The sequence below is a fragment of the Neisseria sp. P0008.S010 genome (assembly GCF_051962715.1).
GTDB lineage: Bacteria > Pseudomonadota > Gammaproteobacteria > Burkholderiales > Neisseriaceae > Neisseria > Neisseria elongata.
Genome location: NZ_JBQCVA010000098.1, coordinates 1 through 1,636, shown reverse-complemented (window position 1 = coordinate 1,636; position 1,636 = coordinate 1). Strand labels below are relative to the sequence as shown.

Sequence of the window (1,636 nt, the reverse complement as noted above, 5' to 3'; positions counted from 1 at the left end):
ATACAACTCACTAAACATAGCAATTCAGATCTCTCACCTACCAAACAATGCCCCCCTGCAAAAAATAAATTCATATAAAAAACATACAGATAACCATCTGCGGTGATAAATTATCTCTGGCGGTGTTGACATAAATACCACTGGCGGTGATACTGAGCACATCAGCAGGACGCACTGACCACCATGAAGGTGACGCTCTTAAAAATTAAGCCCTGAAGAAGGGCAGCATTCAAAGCAGAAGGCTTTGGGGTGTGTGATACGAAACGAAGCATTGGCCGTAAGTGCGATTCCGGATTAGCTGCCAATGTGCCAATCGCGGGGGGTTTTCGTTCAGGACTACAACTGCCACACACCACCAAAGCTAACTGACAGGAGAATCCAGATGGATGCACAAACACGCCGCCGCGAACGTCGCGCAGAGAAACAGGCTCAATGGAAAGCAGCAAATCCCCTGTTGGTTGGGGTAAGCGCAAAACCAGTTAACCGCCCTATTCTCTCGCTGAATCGCAAACCGAAATCACGAGTAGAAAGCGCACTAAATCCGATAGACCTTACAGTGCTGGCTGAATACCACAAACAGATTGAAAGCAACCTGCAACGTATTGAGCGCAAGAATCAGCGCACATGGTACAGCAAGCCTGGCGAACGCGGCATAACATGCAGTGGACGCCAGAAAATTAAGGGAAAATCGATTCCTCTTATCTAGTTACTTAGATATTGGCCTTGGCTTTATCTCAATATTATATGGATCATAGCTGGCAACTAATTCAGTCCAGTAAATATCCTCAATAGGGAATAATATATGCTTTCCATTCCATCGGGAAAAAGTTTTGTTCAACACACCAAGCTCAATCAACTCACTAATGTATGGGAATTGTTTTGATGTAACCACATACTTCCTGCCTTCATTAAGGGCTGCGCACAAAACCATAGATTGCTCTTCTGTAAGGTTTTGAATTACTGATCGCACTTTATCGTTTTGCATCTTAATGCGTTTTCTTAGCTTAAATCGCTTATATCTGGCGCTGGCAATAGCTGATAATCGATGCACATTAATTGCTAGCGAAAATGCAAGAGCAAAGACGAAAACATGCCACACATGAGGAATACCGATTCTCTCATTAACATATTCAGGCCAGTTATCTGGGCTTAAAAGCAGAAGTCCAACCCAGATAACGATCATATACATGGTTCTCTCCAGAGGTTCATTACTGAACACTCGTCCGAGAATAACGAGTGGATCCATTTCTATACTCATCAAACTGTAGGGGTTGTAATAGTTTATCCGATTTCTCGCTGTAGGGGTACACGAGAACCACCGAGCCTGATGTGGTTAAAAGACAGGCACAATCTTTACTACCGCAATCCACTATTTAAGGTGATATATGGAAGAAGAATTTGAAGAGTTCGAAGAGCATCCTCAGGATGTGATGGAACAATACCAGGACTATCCGTATGACTACGACTATTGATAAAAATCAATGGTGTGGACAATTCAAGCGATGCAATGGATGCAAGCTGCAATCGGAATGCATGGTTAAGCCTGAAGAAATGTTTCCTGTAATGGAAGATGGGAAATATGTCGATAAATGGGCAATACGAACGACGGCAATGATTGCCAGAGAACTTGGTAAAC

General features: G+C 43.3%; 3 protein-coding genes. 2 read left to right on the top strand and 1 reads right to left on the bottom strand.

Annotation, left to right across the window (positions count from 1 at the left end):
* Positions 1-382: 382 nt before the first annotated feature.
* Positions 383-706, top strand: coding sequence for an antitermination protein N (locus ACTHSL_RS12505; protein ID WP_001564525.1), 324 nt, complete (start codon positions 383-385; stop codon positions 704-706).
* Here ACTHSL_RS12505 and ACTHSL_RS12500 read toward each other — a convergent pair whose 3' ends face one another.
* On the bottom strand, positions 707-1,189 hold the full coding sequence (locus ACTHSL_RS12500; RefSeq protein ID WP_000281856.1) for a superinfection exclusion B family protein: 483 nt from the start codon (positions 1,187-1,189) through the stop codon (positions 707-709).
* Between the two features lie 266 nt (positions 1,190-1,455).
* On the opposite strand from ACTHSL_RS12500, the gene ACTHSL_RS12495 reads away from it, so the two are divergent.
* Positions 1,456-1,636 (top strand): antirestriction Ral family protein (locus ACTHSL_RS12495; protein ID WP_440381645.1); only part of this gene is annotated, 181 nt, incomplete at its 3' end.

Excerpts from the sequence above, each read along its gene's own strand:
- ACTHSL_RS12500 (WP_000281856.1), bottom strand. The coding sequence starts at position 1,189 with ATGTATATGATCGTTATCTGGGTTGGACTTCTGCTTTTAAGCCCAGAT.
- ACTHSL_RS12505 (WP_001564525.1), top strand. The coding sequence starts at position 383 with ATGGATGCACAAACACGCCGCCGCGAACGTCGCGCAGAGAAACAGGCT.